Origin of the sequence: Kosakonia sp. S42 (assembly GCF_016624785.1) — a bacterium.
Taxonomy (GTDB): Bacteria; Pseudomonadota; Gammaproteobacteria; order Enterobacterales; family Enterobacteriaceae; genus Kosakonia; species Kosakonia cowanii.
In genome coordinates, this window is record NZ_JACVTW010000004.1 from 242014 (window position 1) to 265872 (window position 23859).

Annotated in this window: 28 protein-coding genes and 1 pseudogene; 14 read left to right on the plus strand and 15 right to left on the minus strand. The window is 56.2% G+C overall.

The window, feature by feature from the left end:
* Nucleotides 1-13: 13 nt before the first annotated feature.
* Entirely contained in the window at nucleotides 14-544 is a 531-nt protein-coding gene (locus IAE50_RS08325; RefSeq protein ID WP_200580019.1) for a heme-binding protein, read from the minus strand.
* 6 nt (nucleotides 545-550) lie between these two features.
* Nucleotides 551-961, minus strand: coding sequence for a hydroxyisourate hydrolase (uraH, locus tag IAE50_RS08330; protein WP_042713806.1), 411 nt, complete (start codon nucleotides 959-961; stop codon nucleotides 551-553).
* Between the two features lie 135 nt (nucleotides 962-1096).
* On the opposite strand from uraH, the gene hprR reads away from it, so the two are divergent.
* Both hprR and IAE50_RS08340 read left to right on the plus strand, forming a co-directional pair.
* Nucleotides 1097-1777: a response regulator transcription factor HprR gene (gene hprR / locus IAE50_RS08335; protein WP_200133415.1), complete on the plus strand. Its 681-nt coding sequence runs from the start codon at nucleotides 1097-1099 to the stop codon at nucleotides 1775-1777.
* On the plus strand, nucleotides 1770-3125 hold the full coding sequence (locus IAE50_RS08340) for a heavy metal sensor histidine kinase (protein ID WP_200580020.1): 1356 nt from the start codon (nucleotides 1770-1772) through the stop codon (nucleotides 3123-3125). The genes hprR and IAE50_RS08340 overlap by 8 nt, the downstream gene beginning before the upstream one ends.
* 18 nt (nucleotides 3126-3143) lie before the next feature.
* On the opposite strand, the gene IAE50_RS08345 is transcribed toward IAE50_RS08340, so the two are convergent.
* Nucleotides 3144-3629: a DUF2938 domain-containing protein gene (locus IAE50_RS08345; protein ID WP_200580021.1), complete on the minus strand. Its 486-nt coding sequence runs from the start codon at nucleotides 3627-3629 to the stop codon at nucleotides 3144-3146.
* A gap of 72 nt (nucleotides 3630-3701) precedes the next feature.
* Here IAE50_RS08345 and IAE50_RS08350 point away from each other — a divergent pair, with 72 nt between their 5' ends.
* A complete protein-coding gene (locus IAE50_RS08350) occupies nucleotides 3702-4106 on the plus strand; it encodes a helix-turn-helix domain-containing protein (protein ID WP_042716556.1) in 405 nt (134 codons plus the stop codon).
* Nucleotides 4107-4122: 16 nt separating this feature from the next.
* Here the strand turns inward: IAE50_RS08350 and IAE50_RS08355 are convergent, their stop codons facing one another.
* Entirely contained in the window at nucleotides 4123-4587 is a 465-nt protein-coding gene (locus IAE50_RS08355; RefSeq protein WP_200580022.1) for a hypothetical protein, read from the minus strand.
* A 138-nt stretch (nucleotides 4588-4725) separates the two neighbouring features.
* On the opposite strand from IAE50_RS08355, the gene IAE50_RS08360 reads away from it, so the two are divergent.
* The gene (locus IAE50_RS08360) at nucleotides 4726-5469 is read left to right on the plus strand and encodes an alpha/beta fold hydrolase (RefSeq protein ID WP_200580023.1); all 744 of its coding nucleotides are present in this window, start codon (nucleotides 4726-4728) and stop codon (nucleotides 5467-5469) included.
* A 61-nt stretch (nucleotides 5470-5530) separates the two neighbouring features.
* Here the strand turns inward: IAE50_RS08360 and IAE50_RS08365 are convergent, their stop codons facing one another.
* Nucleotides 5531-6304, minus strand: coding sequence for a hypothetical protein (locus tag IAE50_RS08365; protein WP_200133420.1), 774 nt, complete (start codon nucleotides 6302-6304; stop codon nucleotides 5531-5533).
* 153 nt (nucleotides 6305-6457) lie between these two features.
* Nucleotides 6458-6901, minus strand: coding sequence for an acetyltransferase (locus IAE50_RS08370; protein WP_200580058.1), 444 nt, complete (start codon nucleotides 6899-6901; stop codon nucleotides 6458-6460).
* 115 nt (nucleotides 6902-7016) lie between these two features.
* Between IAE50_RS08370 and IAE50_RS08375 the strand changes: the two genes are divergently transcribed.
* A complete protein-coding gene (locus tag IAE50_RS08375) occupies nucleotides 7017-7328 on the plus strand; it encodes an EthD family reductase (protein WP_023479732.1) in 312 nt (103 codons plus the stop codon).
* A gap of 45 nt (nucleotides 7329-7373) precedes the next feature.
* Here the strand turns inward: IAE50_RS08375 and IAE50_RS08380 are convergent, their stop codons facing one another.
* Nucleotides 7374-8240 (minus strand): SDR family oxidoreductase, encoded by an 867-nt coding sequence (locus IAE50_RS08380; protein WP_200580024.1) that lies wholly within the window; start codon nucleotides 8238-8240, stop codon nucleotides 7374-7376.
* 108 nt (nucleotides 8241-8348) lie between these two features.
* Between IAE50_RS08380 and IAE50_RS08385 the strand changes: the two genes are divergently transcribed.
* Nucleotides 8349-9224, plus strand: coding sequence for a LysR family transcriptional regulator (locus tag IAE50_RS08385; RefSeq protein WP_200580025.1), 876 nt, complete (start codon nucleotides 8349-8351; stop codon nucleotides 9222-9224).
* Between the two features lie 39 nt (nucleotides 9225-9263).
* Here the strand turns inward: IAE50_RS08385 and IAE50_RS08390 are convergent, their stop codons facing one another.
* On the minus strand, nucleotides 9264-9479 hold the full coding sequence (locus IAE50_RS08390; RefSeq protein ID WP_094421395.1) for a hypothetical protein: 216 nt from the start codon (nucleotides 9477-9479) through the stop codon (nucleotides 9264-9266).
* A gap of 176 nt (nucleotides 9480-9655) precedes the next feature.
* Between IAE50_RS08390 and IAE50_RS08395 the strand changes: the two genes are divergently transcribed.
* Both IAE50_RS08395 and IAE50_RS08400 read left to right on the plus strand, forming a co-directional pair.
* Nucleotides 9656-9802, plus strand: coding sequence for a hypothetical protein (locus IAE50_RS08395; RefSeq protein WP_157737680.1), 147 nt, complete (start codon nucleotides 9656-9658; stop codon nucleotides 9800-9802).
* Nucleotides 9803-9998: 196 nt separating this feature from the next.
* Nucleotides 9999-10487 carry a DinB family protein gene (locus IAE50_RS08400; protein WP_094421397.1) on the plus strand — a complete coding sequence of 163 codons (489 nt, stop codon included), beginning with the start codon at nucleotides 9999-10001 and terminating at the stop codon, nucleotides 10485-10487.
* Between the two features lie 84 nt (nucleotides 10488-10571).
* Here the strand turns inward: IAE50_RS08400 and IAE50_RS08405 are convergent, their stop codons facing one another.
* Complete coding sequence (locus tag IAE50_RS08405) at nucleotides 10572-10973, minus strand: hypothetical protein (protein WP_200133424.1); 402 nt, start codon at nucleotides 10971-10973, stop codon at nucleotides 10572-10574.
* Nucleotides 10970-11674, minus strand: a complete 705-nt coding sequence (locus IAE50_RS08410; protein ID WP_200133464.1) for a hypothetical protein — start codon at nucleotides 11672-11674, stop codon at nucleotides 10970-10972. The genes IAE50_RS08405 and IAE50_RS08410 overlap by 4 nt, the downstream gene beginning before the upstream one ends.
* A gap of 281 nt (nucleotides 11675-11955) precedes the next feature.
* Here IAE50_RS08410 and IAE50_RS08415 point away from each other — a divergent pair, with 281 nt between their 5' ends.
* Together IAE50_RS08415 and IAE50_RS08420 are read left to right on the plus strand one after the other, a co-directional pair.
* Nucleotides 11956-12366, plus strand: coding sequence for a VOC family protein (locus IAE50_RS08415; protein ID WP_200580026.1), 411 nt, complete (start codon nucleotides 11956-11958; stop codon nucleotides 12364-12366).
* 86 nt (nucleotides 12367-12452) lie between these two features.
* Complete coding sequence (locus IAE50_RS08420) at nucleotides 12453-13355, plus strand: pyridoxal-phosphate dependent enzyme (RefSeq protein WP_200580027.1); 903 nt, start codon at nucleotides 12453-12455, stop codon at nucleotides 13353-13355.
* Nucleotides 13356-13417: 62 nt separating this feature from the next.
* Here IAE50_RS08420 and IAE50_RS08425 read toward each other — a convergent pair whose 3' ends face one another.
* Complete coding sequence (locus IAE50_RS08425; RefSeq protein ID WP_200580059.1) at nucleotides 13418-14431, minus strand: NAD(P)-dependent alcohol dehydrogenase; 1014 nt, start codon at nucleotides 14429-14431, stop codon at nucleotides 13418-13420.
* Between the two features lie 214 nt (nucleotides 14432-14645).
* Between IAE50_RS08425 and IAE50_RS25955 the strand changes: the two are divergent.
* The 3 genes and pseudogenes from IAE50_RS25955 (at nucleotide 14646) to IAE50_RS08435 (ending at nucleotide 17068) form a co-directional block, all read left to right on the plus strand.
* Nucleotides 14646-15066: pseudogene (locus IAE50_RS25955) on the plus strand (hypothetical protein).
* A gap of 107 nt (nucleotides 15067-15173) precedes the next feature.
* Entirely contained in the window at nucleotides 15174-15899 is a 726-nt protein-coding gene (locus tag IAE50_RS25960; protein ID WP_375286744.1) for a mechanosensitive ion channel family protein, read from the plus strand.
* Nucleotides 15900-16129: 230 nt separating this feature from the next.
* The gene (locus IAE50_RS08435) at nucleotides 16130-17068 is read left to right on the plus strand and encodes an omptin family outer membrane protease (RefSeq protein WP_042716531.1); all 939 of its coding nucleotides are present in this window, start codon (nucleotides 16130-16132) and stop codon (nucleotides 17066-17068) included.
* A 53-nt stretch (nucleotides 17069-17121) separates the two neighbouring features.
* Here IAE50_RS08435 and IAE50_RS08440 read toward each other — a convergent pair whose 3' ends face one another.
* Nucleotides 17122-18351 carry an alpha/beta fold hydrolase gene (locus tag IAE50_RS08440; RefSeq protein ID WP_200580029.1) on the minus strand — a complete coding sequence of 410 codons (1230 nt, stop codon included), beginning with the start codon at nucleotides 18349-18351 and terminating at the stop codon, nucleotides 17122-17124.
* A gap of 115 nt (nucleotides 18352-18466) precedes the next feature.
* Between IAE50_RS08440 and IAE50_RS08445 the strand changes: the two genes are divergently transcribed.
* Nucleotides 18467-19342, plus strand: a complete 876-nt coding sequence (locus tag IAE50_RS08445; RefSeq protein WP_200580030.1) for a LysR family transcriptional regulator — start codon at nucleotides 18467-18469, stop codon at nucleotides 19340-19342.
* Between the two features lie 6 nt (nucleotides 19343-19348).
* Here the strand turns inward: IAE50_RS08445 and IAE50_RS08450 are convergent, their stop codons facing one another.
* From IAE50_RS08450 to IAE50_RS08460, 3 genes are read right to left on the minus strand one after another with little or no spacing between them, the layout of a single operon-like run.
* Complete coding sequence (locus tag IAE50_RS08450; RefSeq protein WP_200580031.1) at nucleotides 19349-19981, minus strand: NTP transferase domain-containing protein; 633 nt, start codon at nucleotides 19979-19981, stop codon at nucleotides 19349-19351.
* Nucleotides 19982-19994: 13 nt separating this feature from the next.
* Nucleotides 19995-20459 (minus strand): (2Fe-2S)-binding protein, encoded by a 465-nt coding sequence (locus tag IAE50_RS08455; RefSeq protein WP_042716525.1) that lies wholly within the window; start codon nucleotides 20457-20459, stop codon nucleotides 19995-19997.
* An 11-nt stretch (nucleotides 20460-20470) separates the two neighbouring features.
* Nucleotides 20471-23686, minus strand: a complete 3216-nt coding sequence (locus tag IAE50_RS08460) for a molybdopterin cofactor-binding domain-containing protein (protein ID WP_200580032.1) — start codon at nucleotides 23684-23686, stop codon at nucleotides 20471-20473.
* Between the last annotated feature and the right edge of the window lie 173 nt (nucleotides 23687-23859).

Consider the following 23859-nt stretch of genomic DNA (forward strand, 5'->3'; position numbering starts at 1 on the left):
CCATCAGACGACTTCAACGGCTCTGCATGTTTCCTGTCCCCTCATCTGAGGCTGTTTTAGTCGTTCTGAGATCGGGAAGCTTATTGATCGCTTCCATCCCACAACGTTCGTCGGATTCTGCACCGCCGGTGCCCGCCATGCCGATAGCACCGATCCACTGACCGCGATACTTCACCGGCACGCCGCCGCCGAGCAGCAATAACTCATGCACCGTGTTGAGGTTAGCGGTCTCTGGCGAAGCCTGCGCTTGCTTCGCAAACTGCCGGGTCGGCGTTTTGGTCGACAGCGCCGTAAACGCTTTGCGCCAGGCAGCCTGCGTATTGTGCGGCCCGATGTTGTCATCGCGTATCAGCGTGACAAGGTTGCCACCGCGATCGACCACCGCCACCACGCCCTGGCGATGCATGTCATGACAAACCGATAACGCTTCGGTTGCCAGCTGCGTGGCAAGCGCCTGCGTCATCTCATAAACGGTGGCGGGCGTCGCAGCCAGCGTCGTCGCGGGACCTGCCGCCAGCAGCAGCGCGAGCATAAGACGTTTCATCTGCTGTTAGCTCCCACGGTAGGTGGAGTAGCCGTACTGGCTCAGCAGCAGAGGAACGTGATAGGTGGTCTTTGTATTATCGATATGAAACTCGACCGGAATTTCCGGGAAGAAGCTCGGCTGTTTCTGGTCGGCGAAGTATTTACCGGTTTTGAAGATCACCCGATAGTCGCCCGCGGCAAACGGCTTTTCCGGCCACAGAGCACTGATGCGCCCGTCCTGATTGGTGCTGGCGGTGTTGAGCACCGTCCAGTTATCCCCCTGCTTCTGCTCAAGCGTCACCGTAACATTGGCGGCCGGCAGCCCGGTTTGCTGATTCAGCACATGGACGCTCAGCGGGTTTTTATCGGCCGCGAAAGTGAGAGCGGGCGCGGCAAGCAGTGCAGCCAGGGTTAACGCAGCGATAGACTTTTTCATGTTGGATTCTCCTGTGTTGATGACCCGGTATTTATACCTTCACGCTTGCCGCAATTGCCTGTCAGAAAGATGACCATATTGTCATCTGGCGCTGAAAGGCTGGGGCGTCTCAATATTTCGTGGCACACTGCGCCGATGAAACTGTTACTGATTGAAGACAACCTGAAAGCCAGCGCCTGGGTGCGCAAAGGGCTTGAAGAGGCGGGCTATATCGTCGATTACGCAGCGGACGGGCGCGATGGCCTGCATCTGGCGCTGGCGCACCCGTATAGCCTGGTGATCCTCGATATTATGCTGCCGGGCATGGATGGCTGGCAGGTGTTGAAAACCCTGCGTACCGCAAGCCAGATGCCGGTGATCTGCCTTACCGCCCGCGACTCGGTAGAGGATCGGGTTAAAGGGCTGGAGCTGGGTGCGAACGATTACCTGGTCAAACCCTTCTCCTTTGCCGAACTGCTGGCGCGCGTCAAGAATCAGCTTCGTCAGCACCAGCCGCACAGCACGACGCTACGTGTCGCCGATCTGGTGATGGATTCGGCGCGTTTTCAGGTGACACGAGATGGCATGCCCATCGCGCTGACGCGCAAAGAGTTTATGCTGCTGTGGCTGCTCGCCAGCCGTCACGGCGAGATCCTGCCGCGCACGCTGCTGGCAAGTGAGATTTGGGGTGTCAATTTCGACAGCGAAACCAACATTGTTGATGTCGCCATCCGCCGCCTGCGCCGCAAAGTCGACGATCCATTTGCGCAAAAGCTGATCACCACCGTCCGGGGCATGGGGTACTGCCTCTCCGTGCAGGAGCCAGGCGATGCATAGCCCCTCCCTGACGCTAAGGCTGACGGCGATTTTTACGCTGATCATGGCGCTGGCCTGCGGCGGCATCAGCCTGATCCTCTATAACGCCCTGCGCAGTGAGCTGGTGTGGCGCGACGACCAGACGCTGATCAACCGCGCCGCGCAGCTGCGCCAGCTGCTGCAAGATGGCGCTCAGCCGGAGTCGCTGCCGCTCTACTTCAACCGTATGGTCGATATTCGCCAGGATATTCTCAGCATCCGCCCGCAGCAGGCGCAAAACGTCACCATTAACCATACCGGCGTCGCGTTGCCGAATATCGCACCAATCCCGGTTAACACTCCGCCCAGCGCGCAGCAGCTGCACCGCTGGCGCAGCGCGGATGATATGGACGCCTCAGCGCTCAGCCTGCAGGCCAACTCGCCGCACGGGCCGGTCACTGTCACGCTTGCCCGTGTGGCGCGCGAGCGGGCGATGATGCTTGAGCGCTACCGCCAGCAAAGCATTCTGGTGTCACTGGCGGCCATTCTGCTCTGCGCCGCCCTTAGCCCGCTGCTGATTCGCCGTGGGCTGCGGGCCATTGGCCGCTTAAGCCAGATTGTGGCCGAGACCGCCAGTGACCGGTTAAATCAGCCGGTGCCATTGCAGGCGATCCCGCAGGAGTTGCTCCCCCTTGGCAAGGCGCTTAACGCTATGCGTCAGAGCCTGTCGACAGACTTTATCCGCCTCACCCAGTTTGCTGACGATCTGGCCCATGAGATCCGCACCCCGATCAACGTTATGTTAGGCCAGAATCAGGTGGCGCTGGGTCATCAGCGTTCCGTTGCCGAGTACCAGGCGCTGCTCGAAGGGAACATTGAGGAGCTGGAAGCGCTGTCGCGGCTGACGGAAAACATTCTCTTCCTTGCGCGCGCCACGCATCACAATATCAGGCTCAATCAGGAAACCTTCTCGCTCAGTGAGGCGCTGGAGATGGTGGTCGATTTTCTCGAACCGCTGGCGGAAGAGCGTGAAATGGCGATCGAGCTGAATGCGCAGGGCAGCCTCACCGCCGATAAAATGTTGTTTCAGCGGGCGATAACCAACCTGCTGACCAACGCCATTCGCTATGCGCCAGGAAACGGCACCATTGCCGTCAGCACAATTCAGGGCGGTAACTCGGTTGAAATTGAAGTGGCGAACGACGGGGAGCCGCTTGCCGAGCCGGAGAAAGCCTTCGAGCGCTTCTGGCGGGGAGATAATGTCCGTCACACCGCCGGCAGCGGGCTGGGGTTATCGCTGGTGAGCGCCATCGCCGCGCTACACGGCGGCAGCGCCTATTATCGCCACGCGCAGGGCAAGAACATTTTCGGCCTGCGTTTGCCCGCCTGACCCGTCGCGCAAATAGCATTAAACAGGGTAAAGCAGCGCCGCGCCATACAGCCCGAGGCCATAGGCCAGATGCGTCAGCAGGCTGAATACCCGCGCCCGCCATGGCCTGGGCGTGCGCGAGGCCGCAATGCCAAAACCCAGCGCCGGCTGCATAATCAGCCAGGGTGCAGGCAGCGTAAACACGCCTGTCAGCACCCCCGTCAGCAGAAGCGGTTCGCGCAGCCATGACGAACCCTGCAACAAAAGTGGGATCGCCGCAAACAGGATGCCGGTGAGGTAATGAAATGCCCAACCGGTAAAACTTTCCCCTTTGATGCAAGGCGTGGAGAGAATGGTGTTATGCCGCCCCTTTCCCCGCGCAAGCCACAACAACCAGCGCCCCACCAGCCCATAATTAAGCGGCGGCACGCGAAGCAGCTTTTTCTGACACATCGACCAGCCATCCATCAGCAGCGTTGCGCCAATGCCGGTGACGATGATGTGAAGCACAAGAGCGTTATCCAATTTTCCTTCCCCTGATAAAGAGATGCTAAGGTGTTGACGAGTGTGCAACGTGAAGTGAGGTTTAAGTCAACGGTGAAAGAGCTGGATATTGGGGAAGTGGCGGCACTTAGCGGCATAAAGCCCTCCGCGCTGCGGTTTTACGAAAAGAGGGGCTTAATCAAACCGATTGGCCGTAACGGGCTGCGAAGGCAGTATCCGCAAAGCGTACTGAGTAAATTGCAGCTGATCGCCCTCGGCCAGGCGGCAGGCTTCTCGCTCGATGAGATGGCGGCAATGTTAAACCCGCAGGGCAAGGTCGCTATCAACCGCGAGCAACTTCAGCAGCGCGCGCAGGCAATTGACGAGACGATTTGCAAACTGCAGTTATTCAGCGAAGGGCTGAAGCATGCCGCCCGCTGCCCGGCGCCGGAGCATACCGAGTGTGCGTCGTTCAAAAAACTGGTGAGCAGAGGGCTGCGGCTGATCGCGCGCAAATAACGTCAACGCAAATGCATTACTCATCATGATAGCGGGTCGAGCGACTCTCCTTCTTCGCCGAGTGCATCCAGCAGCGGCCATAGAGGGTTGACGCGTAGTGGCGACCGCGATCGTCAGTAATCTTGCAGTGGCAGGCAAAAGGCTCAACGGAGGCAGCGCCTTCAATTAATGCCGTATCGACTCCCCGGGGACTAAAATCGACGATGATCTCGACGTTACTCACCCAGTCCGGTCGAATACGCTGTTTGTTCAGCAGCTTTGTCAGCATACTCGTGTAATAGCGCACCAGATGATTTATCAATGCCTCGCTCGCCTCGATCCGGGTTTCGGGCAATGCAATCCCTACGGAGGTGAATCGGTGCCTAATCGCAAAGTGCTTTAGCAGCCCCAGAGACCAGTAGCCATGAAAATCATTATTGCGGCTCACAAAGCTCGAATTGAGCGCGTTAGCGATGCCTTTAAGCTCACGTCGTCTTGCCATCATTACTCCCTGTTTGCAGATCAACGGCCTCGCCAATATTAGGGGTTACGCACCTGTTGTTGCCTTTCAAAGGATTATCCATGTTAGAACATGGCGTTAGTCTTTATGAATATACACGCGCACATTACAGGAATCGCTATGCCATATACATCAGCAACGCCGCGCCTCTTTTACCGCACGCAGGGAGAAGGTCCGTTAGTCATCATGCTTCATGGTCTGCTGATGGATAGCAGATGCTGGGTGGATAACGGCTTCATCTCTGCGTTGAGTCCCCATTTTCAGGTGGTGTGTCCGGATCTGCCCGGCCACGGGGCGAGCGATAAACCTGATAATCAGGACGCCTACACCCAACAGCGCCAGGCATTGGCCATCGTCAATCTGATGGATGAACTGGGGTATGAAAAAGCGCATATCATCGGCTACTCTGCCGGTGCCTGGCTGGCGATGGAGCTGGTAAATGCTCACGCAGATCGCCTGCACTCTGTGGTGTTGGGGGGATGGGATTGTGAAGCTGGCCTGCCTGAAACGCCTGTTGGCAAGCTGACGTTTGAGATGTTTATCGCTTATGCCCGGCAAGTCGCGCCGGAACTCACCGCCTCACTCACCCCTGAGGATGAAAAAGGGGCGGAGCACTTTTTCAATGAACTGAGAAAACATGCTCAGGACGCGGAGGGCTTTTTCCCCAGCCCTGTCCCGCTGCGGTTTTGGGCGGGCGCTGATGACCCCTATTACGCCGCAATGGCTGCGTTAGCCACGCGCTATGACATACCGCTTTTCGCCGGTAAAGGCGATCACCTGAGTGAAGTGAACCATCCAACGCGTGCCACCCTGAGTGCGATCCTGAATTTTGTCAGTAACCCTCAAGCGTCCGGGCGGGCATAACTTCTGCAGCGAGAGGGAGCAGCCACGCCTGGCCTGCTCCCCCTTTGTGGTTACCACACGCTTAGTTCGTCACCGCAACTTTCATTGCCGGGCGCTGCGGCAGTAGCCAGAGAAACGCCATGATAATCAGCGCCAGCGTCAGTGACGCGCTATAGCGGCTCAACGCAAGGCCGCCATCTGCGACAGGTTTATCGAGGAAATCACCGACTACCGCACCCAGTGGGCGAGTCAGAATAAACGCGGCCCAGAAGAGTGCGGTGCGCGACAGGGAGGTAAAGCGGCTGGCGGCCCAGATAATCGCCAGCGCGCCGACAAACAGCAGGATGCCGCCATCATAGCCCAGCCCTTCGCTGTCTGCGGTCCAGTCACCCAGCGCGGTGCCGAGAGTCTGTGAAAACATAATGGTGACCCAGTAAAAGCTCTCCGTGACGCCATTGTTGACTGAGCTGACAGCGATGGTGCCGCAGGTCAGGCGCCAGACAAGCAGTGAAAGCAACAGCAGCGAACTCAGCAGCAGCGTGCCGCCCAGATAACCTATCCCGAGTGAGCGATCGGCAAAGTCCGCAAGTGTAGTGCCAACTGTCGTGGTGGCAACTACCGTAAACCAGTAGATCCACTTATTAAAGCTGTGGCGTTCAATCTGCACCACCACGGCAATCAAAAAGATGATGGCGAAAATCAGCGTCCCGGTGAGGTAGCCCAGATTCATCGACATGGTCACTGCATCACCACCGGTCTCACCCAGCGTTGTCGCAGCAATCTTGGTTAACCAGAACGTCAGCGTCACAGCGGGAACTTTGCTGGCGACGGTTTGATGTGCGGACTTATTTTGCATAGGAGAGGCTCCGGAATAGCCCGGGATGGGCTAGCGTAGCACTTACATTATCGGAGTATTCTTAAGCGAGGATTAAGTAACGCCGATAAATTGCAGAAATTTTGCGCGACAGCCAGGGCTCGATCCCTGGCGTAAATATAAAAATGGGCAGCATCAGGTTTTCTGCAATTTCATATGCAAAAGCGGATAGGGCCGCCCCTGGCCATCATGCTCAGAGCGGCCCACCACCTCAAAGCCCTGCTGTTGATAAAATCCCACCGCTTGCGGATTCTGTTCATTGACGTCCAGCTCATCCGCGCCCTGCGCGATGGCGTGTTGCAGGAGCACTTTGCCGGTGCCTTTTCCGCGCCGGGCGGCATCGACAAACAGCATCTCAATCCTGTTGTCGCTGACGCCGACAAAGCCGACGATGGAGCCATCTTCAACCAGCCGGGCAATCGACAGCGTGACGGCCGGGAAATAGAGATTTTCTAACAGCGGGCGCAGCGCCTCAATATCCTCCTCCGGTAAGAAATCGTGGGTGGCACGCACCGATGACTCCCAGATGTCCAGTAATGTCGGGTAGTGAGCGGGCCTGCCCGCTTCAATCGTTATCATCATCTTCCTCTCTGTAATGGCTTAACAGCGCGGAATGCATATTAGCAGCCTCGAATGCCAGCTACACTTTCAGCGGCTTAAACGAATAGAAACCAGTTATTAAAGAGGTCACACAATGAGCACTTCAACCTTCACGCTATACGTCACCTATTACGGCGATCCGCAGAGCCGTTTTGACCGGGACTATTACGTCAACAGTCATATTCCGCTGGTGATCAAAGCGTTCCAGCCCTATGGCCTGCTCAGCGCAGCCGCCCTCTTCCCGGCCGTTGAGCAGACGGGAACCGTCGCCATCGCCGAGTGCGTTTTCCGCGATGAGGAGGCGATGAAAGCGGCGTTTAACTCGCCAGAAGCGCCGGAAGTGACGGGCGATGTGCCGCACTTTACCGATCTGACGCCGAGCCTGTTGCGCGCCGTTGCGCTTTAAGCGCTAAACAATAAGGCCGGTGCTGATGCACCGGCCTTCTCATTTTTACTGTGCGACAAGTGCCGCCACAAAGTCGCGGTAGGTGTGCAGCGGGCGGCCAAGCAGTGCCACCAGCCGCTCCCGGTCGCCCTCATTTGGGATCATGCCGTGGCTGACGTAGCGCTCGGCCATCAGGCGCATTTCATAGGCCATCCATTTCGGCATAAATTCCGTCATGCCAGCTTCAAAGGTGTCCGGGCTGTCACCGCCATACATCACCTCGCGCCCGAGCACATCGCGCCAGATTGCCGCCGCATCATTACCCGTCAGCGTATCGGGGCCAACGAGATTAATGGTCTCGACGGGCAGCTTCTCGCTCGCCTGGTCGCGCCGAAGCAGCTCAATAGCCGCCACCTCGGCGATATCACGCGTATCCACCATCGCCAGCCCGCGGCTGCCAATCGGCATCGGGTAAACGCCGTGGTTAACGACCACCTCCTTAATCATCGCCTCATTATCGATAAAGTAGGTAGGGCGCAGAATGGTGGCGCTGAAGTTCATCGCGGTAAGCATGCGCTCGGCACCATATTTAACCGCGAAATGCGGCACATTGACGGCGGCATCCGCGCCAAAAACCGAGAGATAAACCACGCGCTCAACGCCCGCTTCCCGTGCGATGTTGAGCGTAATCAGCGTCTGGGTAAATTCATCGGCGGCAACCGCATTGAGTAAAAACAGGGTCCTGATGCCGCTAAAAGCAGCGCGCAGGGCGTCGATATCCAGCAGATCGCCCTTAACTACCTCCACATTGTCAGCAAAACCGGCTTTTGCGGGATCGCGGGTCAATACGCGGACATCAGCGCCGCGGCGAAGCAGCTGGTCAACAACGTGGCGGCCAACGCGGCCGGTCGCTCCGGTAACAAGAATGGTCATGATGTTTACTCCGTACTTTCTGGTGGGTGTAACCAGAGACTATGCCGATCCATTTTTGCCCGGAAGAGGCTATTATTTGCACACTCCGTTCCAAAAATGAGACAGCTAATGGATATCAACGCTTTAAGAGAGTTTCACCTTATCGCGGCAGCGGGCGGGATTGGTGCTGCCAGCCGTGCCAGCGGTAAACCTAAAGCCACTCTTTCTCGCAGGCTGACCGATCTCGAAGAGGCGCTGGGCGTGCGGCTGGTGGAGCGCGGCGGCCAGAAGCTGAAGATTACCGAAGCGGGCGAACGTCTATTGGCGCGCACGCTGGGTGCCATCCGTGAAATTGATGAAGCGGCTGAAGCGGCGCGGGAAGATAACGCCGCGCCCGCAGGGTGGCTGCGCGTTGCTGCCCCGCTGCTCTTTTCGCAGCTGGCGCTGGGGCGGCTGATGGCGGAATTTCGCCAGCGCTTTCCGCAGATCCACATTGAGGTGGTTTCTGAAAACCGCATGAGCGATCTGGTGGAAGAGCACTTTGATGTGGCGATCCGCATAAACCCGCAGGCAAACAGTTCGCTGGTGGGCCGATGCTTCGCCAGGGACAAGCTGGTGCTGGTCGCCGCGCCTTCTGTCATCCTGCCCGAAGTGGATGGGCAAAGCGTGCCGTCGATCCCGGCGGTAGTGATGTCAACGCATATCGAAGGGAGTGACTGGATCGTAGATAAGGGGCAGCGCCGCTTTACTCCGCAGCCGGTGATGCGCCTCTCCTCACTGCTGACCGTCCGCGATGCGGTGTTGTCCGGTGCTGGTGCGGCGATGGTGCCGAAGTCAATCGTCAGCGCTTATCTTGCGAGTGGGGAACTGATGAGCTGGGGAGAGGCCGATACGCTTACCGGGCTGTGGGTGCTGCACACCTCACGTCGGCTTCAGAGCCCTAAAGTGAAGGCCTTTGTAGAGTTTATCTGCGAATACTATCCCGCTGGCTGGTTCTCTACCTGAGGCGAGCGGGAAATGTGAGGAAAGAAGCATTGGCGCCAGTTACTGCTCGCTGACGGCAACGCCCTCACGCGCAACGAGGCTGATAGCGGATTCATAAACTTCGTTCATCCCATCCACCGCCTGCGCTTTCCCCTTTTTCAACTGCTCGAGAATCCCCTCTTTTTCAACGCGTTTTCCCGCTGTAATTAACGAGGAGACCGCATGCCCGATAACCATATAGACTTCACTTACACGTTCTGAACTTATGATATCCATTCACTTCCCTCCCGCGTAGATGCCACACCCGTAATTACTCGCTGCCCGAGCAGTTAAGTGAGCAAGGTATGTCGATGTTGTCCGATATATTTATAAAGTAATTTACCCGCAAAATCATCACTGTTTTATGAGGATTGTCTGAAGGTGAGTTAAATATTTTTTCGATTTTAAAGAAGATGTTAGATATTGATACTGCTGAAGGTTTTATGACAATAAAAAATGAAAAGGGGTTTTATGAAAATAATCTGGCGGGCCATCAGACGTTAAAAAAGTGGCAGGGGACATCATCTCCTGCCGACTATAATCCGACAACGGCACCGTAACCTTGTGCGCTTTATAATCCCAGTGTGACGGAGAAAGCTTAGAAAAACCTTAACGCCCCGGCCTTTTTCGAGATGTTAACCAGCGCCGCTCGCTGAAATATGCCGATGCCACCCCCCTGGTTTTTGCTTAAGGATCTACTCAGCTAAACAGCCGACGCGAGGTATGATATCGCTTCAGTCACATGCGGAGCAGAAGATGGATAAGGATACACTGGTTACCCTGGTGAAATTTAAGCGTTGGATGGATGGCGAAACCCTGAAAGCCATCAAGGCGATCGACGAACCGGCGCACCCGCAAAAGCGCCACCTGATGATAAGGTTGATGAACCATATTTATGTCGTCGACATGATTTTCAGAGCCAATCTCACCGGTCAGCAGCATGGTTACACCGCGCTAAATACCCCGGAAACACCTACGCTTGAAGAGCTTGAAGTGAAGATGGCCGACTGCGCCGCGTGGTATATCCAGCATGTTGACGCCCTCTCCTCGAGCGATCTGGAAAAAGTCATCACCTTCCGTTTTGTCGACGGTGGTCACGGCGAGATGCGCGCCATCGATATGCTCAACCATGTACTGTTTCATGGCACCTATCATCGCGGCGCGGTCGGCTGGATGATTTCAGAGTGCGGCAGCGTCGCGCCGAAGGATGTGCTGACGGTTTTTCTGCGCGATCATAATCACTAACTTGTCTGAAGGTTTGCAGGGCATTCAGCCGCCATTAAGCATAATAAGTACGCGCAGCGACCTGCGCGTACTCCTGAAAGGGTTTTACTCTACAAAAGTCAGCTTAGTAGCATCGTCAGAGTGGGTGATAAAAGCACCTCTGCCACTGTTATCCTCGATCCACATTTTGCCCATTACAGGGTCGGTGGCTTCGCGATAGCCAAGCGAGACCAGATAATGCTTGATAGCATCAACATCAGCCTGCCCATCGTACTCAATCTGATTTGTCTGAGGTGCCGGACCGTCTGCCGCTCTGAAATGGAGCATGACCACTTTACCGAAATGAGGGGCATTTTTTATCTCATCAGGGGTCAACAGTCGGTATGCCAGCCAGTCTGATGACGTGTAATCCACACTGTCAGACATATAGACCGACGCGAATTTATAACAAACGGCTGACAACAGCAGAACGATCAATACCAATGCATATTTAGTCACTCTGCTCATCGGAATTTGTCCTGAGGCTTTCGACCAACATTCATAAGCACACCATTGTTTGAAATTACCCGCACGGTATCACGCGAAAAATCACTCCAGGGCTGAACACACTTCATAAAGCCCGGCAGTTCACCGTACCAGGGGCGGGCACCTTTATTCTTATCAGGATCAGGGAACAGAAGCGGCTGGAATAGCCGATTTTTGTAGCGCCCAATTTCCCCGTAGTGATCCCATCGTTTAAGCGCCTCCGCCTTACTAACGAGTTTTAGCTGAGCGAAGTAATTCATAGGACGTATCACCCGGTAGAAACCAAGCAAATCTGATACAAGATCCTCTGCGCTAAATCCACTGTTGGTAGCCCATGAAAAAGGTACCGACGCCTGCCGGCTTTCAAAACGGCCAGCTGTAATCATCATCATCGCCAATACGATACTATGCCTGACATGCAGAGGGGTTCCCTTTTTTACCATCCAAAGAAGATAGACGCCGGTGCCTAGCGTATGGTTTCGCTGGTACATCGATTGTGAATAAACCACCTCATAGTAAGGTGCACTCCCCTTTTCCCCCTCAGCCATCTGTTCCAGAATCCTTTTGATATCCCGACCCAGAGCATGCCCCAGATCTATCCAACCCAATATTTGCGAATAGACCAAACCAACAGGTGCGCTCAGTTCTGTTGCAGGATCAATTATGTCAGTCCGTTTGCTCATAATCTTTCGCCTAATCTTGTACTCGTGATTGTTAACATGTTGCTCAGCCAATATCGTCACCGCGATATTTAAAACGATCCCTGCATAATACCGTTCACGAAGAGGCAAACTGCGCGCCCTCCCGGAAGGAAAATAAAATCAGAAAAACGCCCTGCGGATTAAAAGCGGTGTGTTCCTATGGAGATGTAGAAGAGAGAAACTGACTAATAGTTAAGGCTGATGTATTAGGTTCGCATTTCAAGGCAGATCCATACAATATCGAGCATTTAAGGAGCCAAACCATGCTGATGTACACCACCATAGGCAGCAACGATTTACCGTCGATGACGCGTTTCTATGACGCGATTTTCACGGTGCTGGGCGTGCCGCGCACTCCTGCGTGGAGTGAGTCCTGGGCGATGTGGGGCGAGCCGCCAGACCAGGGATTCAGTTTTTGCATCTGCCCGCCGTTCGATAAAAAAAGGGCGACGCCGGGTAACGGGACGATGTTCTCCTTCCGGGCAAGCAGCGCAGAGCAGGTAAGGCAATTTCATGCCGCAGGGCTGGAAAATGGCGGCAGCGATGAGGGTGCGCCTGGTCTCAGAGAAGCCTACGGGCCGGATTTCTATGTCGCCTATTTGCGGGATCCACAGGGGCACAAGCTGGCCTGCGTATGCCATCCGTGGCACCCGGAAATAGATAACCCAGCCTGATAGTTCTTGTGTTATTACTGGTCAGGCTTAAAAACTTGTCCAGAACGGCCTTTATCGCAAGGGCTTATGCATAAGGATTCGATGTCATGGAAATCAGCATTCAGACTCCACTGCTGCACTCACTGCCGCTAAGCCAGCGCAGCGGATGCAATGTGTGGCTGAAAATGGAGTCTGCCCAGCCCACCGGCTCGTTCAAACTTCGCAGCGCGGCACATGCCTGCCGCTATTATGCAGAACAGGGCGCAAAAGGCTTTATCAGTTCGTCGGGCGGCAATGCGGGCATCGCGGTGGCGCACAGCTGTCGCAAACTCGGCCTGCCGGTCACCGTCGTAGTGCCTGAAACCACCTCCCTGCGGGCGAGAGAGCTGATTGAGCAGGAGGGAGCCACCCTTGTGGTGCACGGCAACGTCTGGAGCGAGGCGAACGACTATGCCCTCTCTTTAGCCACCGATGAGGTCATTTATATTCACCCCTTTGATAATCCGCTGCTGTGGGCGGGCATCAGCACGCTGGTGGATGAGGTGATCGCCGCAGGGGTGACCCCGGATGCCGTGATCCTCTCGATCGGCGGCGGCAGCCTGCTCTCCGGCATCGCTCAGGGGTTGGAAAAACATCACCTGAGCCATATCCCGATCTATGCCGTTGAAACCGAGGGCACCGCGTCGCTGAATGCCTCGGTTAATGCCGGTAAACTGGTGCGTCTGGAGAAGGTGAGCGGTATCGCAACGACCCTTGCCGCAAGCCAGGTGTGTGAAAATGCGTTTAACGTCGCCAGCCGTTTTGAGGTGAGAAGCCAGGTTGTGTCTGACGCTGAGGCCGTGCGCGCCTGCCGCCTGTTGCTGGACGATCATCGCGTGCTGACCGAGCCTGCCTGCGGCGTGTCGCTCTCGCTGCTCTATGACAATAAACTCCGCTTTGCCCCCAGCGATAACGTGCTGGTGATTGTCTGCGGCGGAGCATCGGTGACGCTGGAAAGCCTGCTCGGCTGAAGGAAAGCGCCACAGCGCGTTAAAACGTGGCGGTAAGGGCGCACGCTCCTACCGCCGTCCTGTTACCACTCGACGCAGATTTTCCCCAGGTGGGAACCACTTTGCAGGTGCGCAAAGGCCTCGCTCAGCGCCTCATAGCTGAAGGTGCGATCGATGATTGGCTTCTGCTTCATCACTTCCAGCGCTTTCACAAAATCGATCTGATCCTGGCGGCTTGCCACAATCACCCCTTTGATCTGCACCTGTTTCGCCAGCAGGGAGAGCACCGATACGCTGGCTTCATCGCCAGACAGGATACCAATCTGCGCGATATGCCCGCCGACTTTCACCGCTTTCAGCGACTCTTTCAGGGTAGCCGGGCCGCCCACCTCCACCACGTGATCGACGCCGAACCCCTGGGTCAGTTCAAGCACTTTATCTCCCCATTCGGGCGTGGTTTTGTAGTTGATGGTCTCATCCGCGCCCAGCTCGCGCACAACCTCGAGCTTCTTATCGGAAGAGGAGGTGGCGATGACTTTCGCGCCCATCGCTTTCGCAATTTGCAGCGCCGCGATGGAGACACCGCCAGTGCCCTGGACCAGCACCGTTTCGCCCGCTTTCAGGTTGCCATCCACCACCAGCGCCCGCCAGGCGGTCAGTGCTGAGGTAGTGATGGTCGCGGCCTCTTTGTGGCTCCATCCCTGCGGGGCATGGGTAAAGGCATTTTGCGAACGCACAACGTACTCACTCGCCATGCCGTCAACGCCGTCACCGGGGGTATGAGCAAAGCCGCTCACCTCGGGGCCAGGCTTACCTGCCAGCCAGATGGGGAAAAAGGTAGAGACTACGTTATCGCCGACGGCAAAATCCTCAACGCCCTCGCCTACCTCTTCGACCACGCCCGCGCCATCGGAGAGCAGAATACGGCCATCCTCAGTCGGGAACTGGCCGCTGGCAACAATCAAATCATGAAAGTTCAGCGAGCTGGCTTTAATCGCAACCCGAATTTCGCCCTTGCCGGGTCTGCCCGGATCGGCGATATCTGAGACGGTAATGTTTTCCAGGCCGCCCGGCGCGTTAAGTGTGACTGCTTTCATCATGCTTCTCCTGTTACAGCGTAAATTTGCGTTAACCAGCCTAAATCATAGGATCACTTTGTTAAAGTTGAGCGTTTTTGTGACCCGGCACACACCGGCCCCGGCGTGGACTTATATCCCCTTGTTATGCCATGATGCTAATTGGTTAAATTTTTGTATATATGCCCGCCAGCCAGGGCTTATACAGATGGCATACTCGTTCAGGCGATAAGTAATGGCGTATTTGAATTCTTTATTGACGTTTATCGAAGGCAGGCCGGCGCTGGCCATTGTTTTAAATATTATTCTGCTGATCGTCTCTGGCATGTTCGCGCACCTGATGTGCAAATTCCTGCTGATTAAGGTGGTGCGTAAAGTCTTCTTTGCCAGCCATAAAAAAGATGTGCCGCTGGAAAAAGATCGCCGTATCGCTGAAAAATTATCCAATTTCGTACCGGTTCTTACGGTCTATTACCTGCTGCAGTTTATGGAAAATATGCCAGCCTCGCTGGTAACGGCAATAAATACCATGTGCGGTATTTTGTTCTTTATTTTCCTGTCAGTATTTTTCAACGAGATGCTGGATATCGTTAATAGCTCCTATCTGCGCAAGACCAAGCGTAAAAATCACTCGATTAAGGGCTATATCCAGATAGGTAAAATCTTAATTCACGTTATTGCCGCGATCATGATCCTCGCGGTGATGTCGAACAAATCGCCAGCGATTATTATCTCCAGCCTCGGTGCCGTGGCGGCAGTGCTAATGTTAGTGTTTCAACACACGCTGCTTTCGCTGGTCGCCAATGTGCAGGTCTCCTCAAATGATGTCCTGCAACTCGGAGACTGGATTGAGATGCCGGATAAAAACCTCAGCGGTGAAGTGACCGATATCGCGCTGCACACCATTACTATCCGGAACTGGGATAACACCATCTCCCGTATTCCGACGAAAAACTTCCTTACCGAAACCTATACCAACTGGCAGGCGATGTTCTCCTCCGGCGCGCGCCGCATTATGCGCAGCACCAATATCGATCAGCACTCGGTGACCTTTCTCTCGCAGGAGATGCTGGCACCGATGCTGGCGATACGCGGCGTGAGTGAACCACTGTCAAAACTGCTTGATGGCCGCGATCCGATGGGCGTGGCGGACAGCTGGTTTATTGATAATGGCCTGACGAATTTGACGCTTTTCCGCCACTACTTAATGGCTTATCTCGCCGAGCGGCAGGATATTGTCAAAGAGATGTACATTGTCGTCAGGACATTAAAGCCGTCACCGGCCGGTATTCCGCTGGAAATTTACTGCTTCACCTCGTCGACCCTGTGGGCAGATTATGAAAATACGCAATCGGCGATATTTGAATATATCACCGCGGTAGCAGGACAATTCTCCCTGCGCTTATATCAGTATCCCGCCGGCCACGATTTCTGGCGTTTATCGCAGCAGCACGCGATAGCGAAAAGCGCGCCGCCAGGGGAAGGGTAACAGGCTTAACGGCTTACAGTAGTGCGGGTCGGATCCCCCTCCCGCACCTTGCCCTGGCGAACTGTGCGGTATAGCGGTAATTGATAAACGTAAAAAAAAAAGCGATCAAAAGGATATATTTCATAGTTAAGATGTTTATCAAAAAATAAAAATGAAATTCAATCCCCTTATTGTAGAATTCCATACCCGCGGCAAAATCATTATTACCGTTGTGATATGAGCAAAGAAAAATGAAAAAAACTCGTATTGTAGTGATGATGATAAGCGCTATTTCCGGTACCGCGTACGCAGACTCAGAGCAGTTAATCCCCGATTTTTCTCCCGAAAGTTTTTCCGTCTCCGCCTCTGCCGGGATGCTGAGCGGTAAATCGAATGAGCTAGTCTATGACGAAATAACAGGGAGAAAAATCAGCCAGCTTAACTGGAAGATAAAGAATGTCGCCATTGTGAAAGGCGATCTCTCCTGGAACCCCTACTCCTTTTTAACCCTTAACGCCCGCGGCTGGACGTCACTCGCCTCCGGGGCAGGCCATATGGATGATTACGACTGGCAGAATGCCAGCCAGTCAGGCTGGACCGATCACTCCACCCATCCTGACTCGGATGTCAATTACGCCAATGAATTCGATCTCAACCTGAAAGGCTGGATTTTCCAGAACGAGAATTATAAAGCGGGCGTGGTGGCAGGCTATCAGGAGACGCGCTTCAGCTGGACGGCGCTCGGCGGCGCTTACGATTATGACAACGGCGCCTCAGTGGGTAACTTCCCGGCAGGCGAACGCGGGATTGGTTACAGCCAGCGCTTCACCATGCCCTATGTTGGGCTGGCGGGTCAGTACCGCATTGATAACTTCGAATTCAATGCGCTGCTGAAGTTCAGTGACTGGGTGCGCGCGCATGATAACGATGAGCACTATATGCGCGACCTCACCTTCCGTGAGAAGACCAGCAACTCGCGCTATTACGGCGCGTCACTTGATGCCGGCTACTACGTTACGCCACACGCGAAAGTGTTTGCTGAGTTCACTTACAGCAAATATAAAGAGGGCAAAGGCGGGACGCAGGTTATTGATACCACCAACGGCGGATCGGAATTCATCGGTGGCGATGCTGCGGGTATTGCCAACAAAAACTACACCATCACCGCTGGTCTGCAATATCGCTTCTAAACCCGCGATATGACACCGCATAAAAAGCCCCTGATGGGGCTTTTTTATCTCCGCTATTTAGCTGCAATAAACCCGGCAATCGCCGCCGTCACCGCATCGGCGGCTTCCGTTGGCGGATGGTGGCCAGTTTTTGCCAGCGTGAGCAGTTGAGCATTGGGCAGAAGCGCGGCGATCTCTTTGCTTAACTCAACCGGGGTTGCCCTGTCCTCTTCCCCGACAATCACCAGCGTCGGCGCAGCGATCGTCGGCAAAAGGTGGGTGATATCGCCCCGGTCAAACACGGCGGCATCCAGCGCCAGCGCTAACCCTTCGCGGTTGTGAGCATGCATCATGGCACGCTCTTCGGCGGCCTCATGAGGGTGGTTTTGCGGCCATTCCGCGCTGTTTACATAGGCCTGAAGGGTGGTAAAAAGCGCCTCCCGCGCCGCATCGGAACCACTGAGCAGTGTTTCACGCTGCCTGCGCCACATCTCCAGCCGTTCAGGCAACTCCGCACGCGCGCTGGTGCCAATTAGCACAAGGCCTGCCAGCAGCTTCGGGTAATTCGCTGCCAGCCGCAGCGCCACCATCGCGCCCTGGCTCTGCCCAACGATGGTGACCTTGCCGAGCGCCAGTTCCTCAATTATCAGCGCCAGGTCGCGGCTCAGATCATCAAGCGTCCAGCCGGTGGGATCGTACCCGCTCAGCCCGTGTCCCGGCATATCAACAACGATGCAGCGATAAGCGTGGCTCAGGGCCTGAACCTGTGCGGCGAAAATGTGATGGCTGGCGAAAAGCCCGTGGGCAAAAAGCAGCGTCGGCCCTTCGCCGATATCGCGGTAACGATAGAGCGTGCCATTGATGCGCACCTGCTGCAGCGACCACTCATCATCCGCGTCAAAAGCTCTTGCCAGCAGCGCCGAATCTTCAAAGATTTGATAACGGCGAATCTTGCCGTTGGTGACCGTAAAGTGAATGATCATATCGCTGCCGACGGTGTGCTGCGTGCTAACCACCGTGTGGCGAAAACGACCCAGTACCAGCACGCTATCGTGCTGCGCGATAATCTCATTAATGACAAATTCCCGTGGCCTGAAATTCTGCGGGAAGGCCAGTAACCAGCGCCGAACCTGCTCAGGCCCCTGCAACAATCCAACTGTCGAGACGCCTGGTTCGCCGTCGATATGCCACACCACATCGTCGGCCAGCAGGCTGACAATCTCATCGACTCTGCCCGCAGCAAAAGCTGCAAGGTAGGTTTCCACGACCGCGCTGGCGGGGGTCTGATTCGCTGTGACTTCCATCTGCTCACTCCTGTTTTTCGAATAGTAATGCCGTAACAGAAGTCTATTTTTTCCATATTTTGAAAACTACGGATAAAATCGGTGAATCATTTTTCACAAACAGAAAACAGAGACGATGGACTGGAATGATTTACGCTTCTTTTTGGCCGTTGCGCGCACCAGCAGCCTGACCAAAACGGCGGCCACGCTAAAAGTGAGCCAGTCGACGGTGTCGCGCAGAATTAGCGCGCTGGAGAGTAGCCTGCGGACCAGCCTGTTTCTGCATCATCAAACCGGCTACTTTCTTACCGATGCCGGGCAGGCGCTGCTGAGTTATGCCGAAGAGGTGGAGAGCCGAATCGGCGCGCTGGAGCACGCCTTTGCCGGAGGCGATGGCGAAGCGGCGGGAACCGTGCGCCTGGCGACGGCACAGACGCTGGCCAACCACCTGATTATCCCGGCCCTGCCGCAGTTCCAGGCCGATTACCCGGCGATCCGCCTCGAGCTGATTACCGGGGTCAACACCGTCTCGGTGGTACGAAACGATGCCGATATCGCGCTGCGCCTTGTGCGCCCGGAGCAAAACACGCTGAAGATCCGCAAAGCCGGGGTGATGGCCTCGGCGGTCTACGCAGCAGAGCGCTATCTGCACGCTCACCCCGCGCCGGAAGATGCGCCCTTACGCGGGCGGCGCTTTATTACCTGGGACAGTTCGTTCAGCCATCTTCCCGCTGCCCGTTGGTTTAATGAGCAAGTTGAAGATAAAACCTCTGCGCTTGCCACCACCAGCCTGGTGACCCAGCTCTCTGCCGTCAACGCCGGGCTTGGGCTGGCAGTGCTGCCCTGCTTTATCGCCGCGCAGCAGCCTGGATTAGTTGAAGTGATCCCACCCGACCAGGTGCTGAGCGAAGATCTCTGGCTGGTGACCCATGCCGATCTTATCGCCTCGGCACGCATCAAAGCGGTGGCGGAATTTTTAATGACCATCCTCGCCCGGGCAAACATGGCCTGACGAACATTACCCGCCGCCACGCGGGTTTATGCGCCGCCGCGGCAGCGTATCAAGCAAGCGGTTAAGCTCGGTTCGCTGGCGATAATGCGCTGGCGTGTCGATATCGCAATGGATCCCCGGCTCATCGACGGCAACCGTGCAGGTGCCGATCTGGCGAACAATCGTCTTTAAGCTGCTGTTGGCGGGCGCGTTGCTGATAAGCGCAAGCGCCTGCGCCGGGAGCAGCACCGGATGGCCGCAGCCCTGGTCATAACCGGGCACCAGGCAGTGGTCATGATCCGGATGTTGCCATAACGCGCTGTAAACCGCGGGCGACACTTCTGGCATATCGCCCAGCGCCAGAAAAAAACGCCGCGAGGTGACCGCTGCCGCACCACACTTTACTGATGAGAACATCCCTGAGGCGTAATCAGGGTTGTGGACAAGCGTAATGGCGGGCTGACCGTGATAGTAGCGCGCCAGCTCATCGCCACGATGCCCGGTAACCAGGATCACCCGGTCGCAGAGCGAGAAGGCGCTGCGAAGCGCACTGTCGAGCAGCGTGCCCGCCCCCCAGGGCAGCATCATTTTCCAGTCACCCATCCGGCTGGATAACCCGGCCGCCAGCATTACGCACTCAATCAACGCCTTTTCACTCATCGCTTGCCCCTCTTCACGCCTCGCCCTTCAGCACCGCTTTGATGGAGGTGATGATCGGCTGATAGCCGGTACAGCGGCACAAATTCCCCTCCAGCGCCTCTTTCAGCGCGTCGTCATCCGGCGTGGGGTTCACCGCTAAAAGTGCTTTAGTGCTCATCAACACGCCCGGCGTGCAGAAGCCGCACTGGACGCCGCCGTGGCGCACAAAGGCATTTTGCAGCCGTTTGCCCACCGGGTCGTGATGCAGAGCTTCGATAGTGGTCACCTCCGCACCGTGACACTGGGCGGCGAGCAGCAGGCATGAGCAGACCGCCTTGCCATCAAGCATTACGGTACAGGCACCGCACTCACCCACGGAACACCCCTCTTTGGTGCCGGTCAGGCGTAAATCGTCGCGCAGCAGATCGATAAGCCGCAGGTTATCGTCCACCTCGCGGCGAATACGGATGCCATTCACTTTCAGTTCGATTGGGTGCATCTTCGCGCTCCTTAGTTGCTCTGCTCGGTTATTACGTCCTGCATCATCAGGCGGAACATATCGACAAATACCGGGATTTTGTACGGTGCAGACCAGCGCCCGCCGATGGCTTCATCAACCATCCCTTTCAGCACCTGCGCCGCTTTATCAATCGAGGCTGCGTTCAGCGGCTGGCCGACTAAGGCCTCTTCTACCGGGCTTAGGCGCTGCGGTTTACGCATCAGCGCGCCGTCGACCAGCCGACAGATGCGGATGGTGCCTCGCCTATCGACATGAAATTGTCCGCTCAGGCTTTGCCTGGTGATGTTGAGCGCATTGCGCCGCCCCAGTTGCAGGTAGCACTCCACCAGCGGCTGGGTCATTGGCACCGGCAGAATAAAGCGCGTGACCAGTTCATCGGCAGCGATACCGGTGCAATAGCCATCGGTGACAAACTCGCTCACCGGCAAGCGGCGCGTACCGCGCAGGCTGCGCAGCTCCACCTGCGCGTCATAGATAATCAGCGGCGGCAGGGAGTCGGCGCAGGGCGCCGCATTGACCACATTGCCGCCGAGCGTGGCGCGGTTGCGAAGCTGTAACGAGCCGATGGTTCTGCAGGCAGTGATAAGCAAGGGATAGCGCTGCTGCACCAGCGGATGTTTAATCAAATCGCTGAAGCAGACCCCGGCACCAATCGACAGCCCGCCGTCGAGATCGAAGATCTCTTTCAGTTCAGCCAGCCCGGCAATATTGACCAGCGGCACCGCGTCACAGCGCAGGCGCGCCTGCACCAGCACATCTGTGCCGCCGGCAATCGGCTGCGCTGCGTTTTCTGCCATCAGGGTTAACGCTTCTTTTAGCGTGTGCGCCACTTTCAGCGACACCGTATTGAGCCGGTGAACCTCTTTTTTAGGGCCGCAATCGAACAGCCGCTCGCTCTGGCGCGCCGGTTTTTTCAGGTTATAACCGAGCCTGACCTGCTCAAGAGTCAGCGGTAGCATGCGGTTAAAGCGGCCGATGGCGAAACTGACCGCGTTATTGAGCGCCGCGGCACCAAGTTCAAGCACCGGCTCGCCGATCACTTTCCCTCCCATTGGGCCTGCTTTATCGGCATTTTCGATGGCGTTGATGATAATTGGCGGCATATCTTTGATGGTCGGTAACAGATAGGTGTCGAAATTCTCCGACTTCACCACCCCTTGCTCGGTATTGAAGTCCTCCAGCATGCCGTAGCCAATCATCCCTTGCAGCACGCCGCCATAAACCTGGCCATTAAAGCCGACCGGGTTGATCACTTTGCCGACATCGTGGGTCGCAACCACGCTGTTAACCGTCACTTTGCCGGTGCGCAGATCGACTGCCACATCGGCAATCTGGCAGCCATAGACCCAGGTGAAATAGGGGCTGCCGCTCCCCTTCTCCTCATCCCAGTGAATCGGCGGTGCCACATGCCAGCCGTAGGCGGATAAGTTCGCGCCAGTGGCGCGGGTCATATCGACCACCTGCTGAAAGGTGAGACGGCGTTGCGGCTGATGACGGTTGAATACGTGCCCATCGCGCCATACCAGATCCGCTATCTCACTGGCGTGCAGGGTTGCCAGGATGGCGGCGGCCATGCGATTTTTAATGGTGTTGGCGGCGCTGAGGATCGCCTGCCCGCCCATCAACGTGCCGCGCGAGGCGACGGTAGAGCCGCCATCGGCAATCATCGCCGTCGCCGGTTCGCTAAAGGTGACGTGCGCAAGCGGAATGCCGAAAGCTTCCGCCGCCAGCAACGACATGGTGGTCTGCAATCCCTGCCCGTTCTCCGAGACTGAAGTGGAGATGTTAATACTGCCGTCGGTATTAACCTGCATCAGCGCGGATGACGCATCCAGCCCCTCCGCACCGAGCGAGCAGCCGCGGTGGCTGAGCGCCAGGCCGATACCGTAACGCACCGGGCCACCCTCGGCATTCAGCTGCTGATAGTGCGCCCGCCGCGCCTCAAACTCGGCTTTCAGCACCGAGGTTTCCAGCACCTCCTGCGCCGAGACGGTGTGATCGCACATCCGCTGACCAGCCATGCTGGTATCGCCCTGGCGCAGAATATTGCGCAGCCGCAGCTCCACCGGCGAAAGCCCCATTATCTCTGCTACTTCATCCATCAGGGATTCATTGGCGAAGATGATTTGCGGCGCGCCGTAACCGCGATAAGCCGAGGTGTAGTTATTGTTGGTGTAGACGCCGGTGATATCGACGCGCACGTTGGGAATGTTATAGGGGCCCGCCGCCTGCACCGAGCTGCGCCAGGTGACAAACATCGTCTGCCCGGCGTAGCTGCCGCCATCGGCGATGATATTGATCTGCATCGCCTGAATGCGGGCATCATCATCAAGGCCAATGCGGTAATGCAATTTATAGGGGTGGCGTTTGTAGCTCTCGCGCATCGACTGCTCGCGGTTATAGGTCATCTTGACCGGACGCCCCGTCAGCTGTACCAGTAGCGCCGCGCGGCAGGCGAGATTATCAATAATGTCATCTTTGCCGCCAAACGAGCCGCCGAGCACCGAGCGTTTCACATTCACCTTGCTCTGCGGCAGATCGAGGTATTTGGCGACGATGCCGCGAATACGGTGGGCATTCTGAATCGATCCGGCGATGGTCATAATCTGCTGGTCATCATCCAGCCATGCGGTGATCGACTCCGGCTCGATATAGGCGTGCTCCTGGAACCCCACCTCATAGTCACGCTCAATGATCTTCGTCGAGGCGGCAAACCCGGCCTCAATATCCCCTTTTACCGTGTGATGGCGGTTGATCACATTGCTCTCAAGCGCGCTGTGGATCAGCCGCGCGCCCGGTTTCAGGGCCTCTTCCGGGGAGGTGATCGGCTCGCAGGGCGAGTAGGTAAGCTTAATTTTGTCTACCGCCAGGCAGGCGGCCTGATAGCTCTCGGCGGCCACAACGGCAATCACGTCGCCGCGATAGGCCACCTCATTGTCGATAATCGGCGGGTAATCGGGGATGATCACCCCCAGCTTGCGCTGACCGGGGATATCCTTCCAGGTGGCGATACGCACCACGCCAGGCACTTTTTCCGCTTCACTGATATCGACTGAATCAACGCGTCCCGCAGCGATATCAACATAGCGACAGACGCCGTAAAGCATGTTTTTCAGCCGGATATCGTCGCCATAAATCGCTGTTCCCCTGACTTTGGCCAGCCCGTCTACGCGGGCTACTTCACTGCCAACCAGCACCGTCTCCATTGTTATGCGCTCTCCACTAGCAAAAGGATGATTGCTATAAGCAATGGCTATGCCACTTTCAATTTGGGTAAAAAACAGACGAAACAGGGCGAAAAGCGGCAATAACGGATAAAAAGCAGGCAGATGCGCGCCCGGCCCTTATCAAGCCGGGAAAAGGAGTATCACTTTGATAA